4 protein-coding genes are annotated in these 3,475 nt (G+C 64.7%); 1 reads left to right on the top strand and 3 read right to left on the bottom strand.

The window, feature by feature from the left end; translation table 11 throughout:
* On the top strand, window positions 1–774 hold a 774-nt coding region (locus EOA36_RS30975; protein ID WP_145969392.1), incomplete at its 5' end, for a GlxA family transcriptional regulator.
* Between the two features lie 24 nt (window positions 775–798).
* On the opposite strand, the gene EOA36_RS30970 is transcribed toward EOA36_RS30975, so the two are convergent.
* From EOA36_RS30970 to EOA36_RS30960, 3 genes are all read right to left on the bottom strand, one after another.
* On the bottom strand, window positions 799–1,953 hold the full coding sequence (locus EOA36_RS30970; RefSeq protein WP_127280706.1) for an ABC transporter ATP-binding protein: 1,155 nt from the start codon (window positions 1,951–1,953) through the stop codon (window positions 799–801).
* A complete protein-coding gene (locus EOA36_RS30965) occupies window positions 1,946–3,088 on the bottom strand; it encodes an ABC transporter substrate-binding protein (protein ID WP_127280705.1) in 1,143 nt (380 codons plus the stop codon). The genes EOA36_RS30970 and EOA36_RS30965 overlap by 8 nt, the downstream gene beginning before the upstream one ends.
* Window positions 3,085–3,475, bottom strand: a 391-nt coding sequence (locus tag EOA36_RS30960) for an ABC transporter permease subunit (protein WP_127280704.1), incomplete at its 5' end; no start/stop codon positions are given. The genes EOA36_RS30960 and EOA36_RS30965, both read right to left, overlap by 4 nt.

Raw genomic sequence — 3,475 nt, 5'->3', positions numbered from 1 at the left:
GAGGACTTCGACAATGTCGTCGTGGTCGGCGGGCTGCTCGACACCAACCGCAGCCTGAGTTCCGAGAAGGAGGCGTTCCTGTTGCGGGCCGCCGGCAAGGGGGTGCCCCTGACGGCGCTCTGCACGGGCAGCTTCGTGCTCGCGCGCTACGGCCTGCTCGATGGCTATAGCGCCGCCGTCAGCTGGTTCCACATCAAGGATTTCCGCAGCCGGTTCCCGGAGGTGAACGCTCATGCCGACAGCCTGTTTACCGTCGACCGGGGCCGCTCGACATGCGCCGGTGGCACCGGCGCCGCCGACCTTGCCGGCCACTTCGTGTCCCAGTTCATCGGCCAGAAGGCGGCTGAAAAGGCCGCCAAGATCCTCGTCCTCGACCGGATCAGAAGCAGCAGGGACGTGCAGCCCGTGGGCGACCTGTTTCCTGGTGCGTCGAGCCGGGCGGTGAAACGCGCTTTGCTGTTGATGGAGAGCAACCTCCAGGAGACGCTGTCGGTCGCCGAGATCGCAAGCCGCCTGAACTGCTCGCGGCGCCAGCTCGAACGGCTCTTCGGATCGGAACTGGGCATCGGCCCAATGGCCGCCTATCTGGCGCTCAGGGTGCATCATGCGAAGTCGCTGCTGGAAGGCAGCGACCTGCAGATCGGCGACATCGCCTACCGCTGCGGCTTCACCAATGCCGGCCATTTCAGCCGCGTGTTCCGCCAGCAGACCGGCATCACGCCAACGCATCTCAGGCATCCAAACCGCATGCCGGGCGGAGCCATGATACAATGAAGTCCGCAACGTGACGTGCGGGGTCTAGGAAATCCGCCGCCCGCTGTCGTCGAGCAGGACGCAGCCCTCCGGGTCGAATCCGAGGTCGATCGCCTCGCCTTCGCGAAGCACGCGGCCAGTGATCGGCGTGTTGGCGCGGAGGCTGGTCTTGCCGCCGATGTCGATCTCGTAGATTGCGCTGCCGCCCAGATACGAGGCCGAGACGACGCGGCCAGTGAGCCGGTTGCCGCTCGTTCCAGTACCGACCGAAAATTTCTGCGGCCGCACCACGACAGTGACCTTGCTGCCGTCGGCAAGCGGCCTTGGACACGCCACGCTGATCGTCTGGCCGGTACCGAGCACCACCGCCTGGCCGGACCTGCTCACGGTCCCGGCAAGCATGTTGGCCTTGCCGAGGAAGTCGGCGACGAAGGCGGTGGCCGGCGTCTCATAGACCTGCTCCGGAGTGCCGATCTGCTCCACCGCGCCGGCGTTCATCACCACGATGCGATCCGACATGGAGAGCGCTTCCTCCTGGTCGTGCGTGACGAAGATGGCGGTGATGCCGGTTTCCTTCTGGATCTTCTTGATCTCGACGCGCATCTCCTCGCGCATGTTGGCGTCCAGCGCCGACAGCGGCTCGTCCAGCAGCAAGACCTGCGGCTCGAAGACGATGGCGCGGGCAAGCGCGATGCGCTGCTGCTGCCCGCCCGACAGCTGCGAGGGCAGCTTCTTCTCGCTGCCCGGCAGCCGCACCATCTCGAGCGCCTTGCCGACCTTGCGGGCGATCTCGGGCTTCGGCACGTTGCGGTATTTCAGGCCGAAGGCGACGTTGTCGAACACGTTCTTGTGCGGGAACAGCGCGTAGCTCTGGAAGACCAGCCCGATGTTGCGCTTGTAGATCGGGATATCATCGACCCGCCGCCCATCGATCATGATCTGGCCGCCCGAAATGTCGACCAGGCCGGCGATGGAGCGCAGGATCGTGGTCTTGCCGCAGCCCGAGGGCCCGAGCAGGGTGACGAAGCTGCCCTTGCGGATCGAGAGCGAGAAATCGCGCACCGCGACGAACTTGCCGTAGGCGATGTCGATGTCGCGGAACTCGACCGCCGGGCTGTCTGCCTCGGCGGCCGCGCTCGCGCCGGCTGCTCCGGCCAGGACAGGCCGGGGATGGAATGTCGTGTCCTGGCTGTCAGGCACCTTTGGAGATCCTGTTCCACTGCTTGGTCCAGGCGTCCTCGTTGGTCGCCCAGTAGGTCGGATCGGCGAAGGTCAGCGACTTCATCGTGCCCGTCTTGTCGAACGCCGGCAGCTTCTCGATCTTCTCGGTCAGCTTGACCTTGTTGGGGTCGAGCGACGGCGGATAGCTCTGGCCCTCGGCCACCGCGATCGAGGTCGCCGGGTCGAGCATGAAGTTGATGAGCTCCTCGCACTCGGCCATCGGCGAGCCCTTCAGGATCAGCATGTCCTCCATCCAGGCATAGGAGCCGGCCGGATCGAGATAGCCGATCGGATGGCCCTGGTCCTGCAGCGCGGCGACGCGGCCCGACCAGGCATCGGTCACCACGATCTCGCCCTTGGAAAGCAGATCCATCAGCTCCGCGCCGGAGCTCCAGAACTTCTTGGCGAGGTCGCGCGTCTCGCGCACCTTGGCCCAGATGGCGTCCATGTCCTTGAGATTGTTGGGATCCTGCCCGGTGGCGAGCGCCGCGTACCAGACCCGCGTCGTCATGTCGGAATAGCCGCCGACCTTGCCGGCGTATTTCTTGTCGAGCAGCAGTGCCGCGCCCTTTTCCTTGGCTTCCTCCGGCGAGATCACCTTGGTGTTGTAGGCGATACCCGTCGTGCCATAGTCATAGGGCACGGCCGAAAGCTTCGGCGTCAGCTTGCGGAACGGCTCGATCATCGGCTGCAGCACGTTGGCCATGTTGGGAATGTTGGCCTCGTTGATCTCCGAGGTCAGGCCGGCGTTCACATATTTGATGTAATAGTTGACGCCCGAGGAATGGATGACCTGGTAGTCGCCGGGCTTGGCGGTCTTGATCTTGGTGATGATCTCGTCCTCGTCGCCGAACGTGCCCTGGACCACCTTGATCTTGGTCTTGGTCGTGTAGGGCTGGAAGGCGAACTTGTCGATCGCGTCCTGCACCGTGCCGCCCCAACCGTCGAAGCGGACCTCCTGGACCGCGGCGAGCGCCCGGCCCATCCAGGGCATGGAAAGGCCCGCCGAGGCTGCCGCGGCGGCGGTCAGCGTCAGGAAGGTGCGGCGGCTCAAATCGCCATTGGCATATCGGTCGTGCAGTCGTTCCAACCGCTTTGTGGTGGTCAGTTTCATTGTGTTTCCTCCTTTGGTTCGCCACGTCGTCTCAGTTTTGTCAGGCTTTGCAGGATCAGGCCGCCGATCAGCGGGATGCCGACGGTCACCAGGATCATCACGGTGCCGAGCGCGTTGATTTCCGGACTGATCGAGATCTTGAGCATGGAAAGGATCTGGGTGGGCATGGTTTCGACGCCTGCCGGCCGCCAGAACAGGCTGGCCGAAGTGTTGTCGAACGAGATGGTGAAGGCGAGCAGCGCGCCGCCGACCACGGCCGGGATGAGCAGCGGCAGCGTGATCTCGCGGAAGGACGAGAAGCGCGAGGCGCCAAGCGACAGTGCCGCCTCCTCATAGACGCGCCGGATGCCGATCATGCGCGCCTGGGCGATCAGCACGACATAGGGC

It is taken from the genome of Mesorhizobium sp. M8A.F.Ca.ET.021.01.1.1, from assembly GCF_003998025.1.
Taxonomy (GTDB): domain Bacteria; phylum Pseudomonadota; class Alphaproteobacteria; order Rhizobiales; family Rhizobiaceae; genus Mesorhizobium.
The sequence above is the reverse complement of the archived record's forward strand: the minus strand, read 5'-3'. Positions and strand labels throughout refer to the sequence as shown.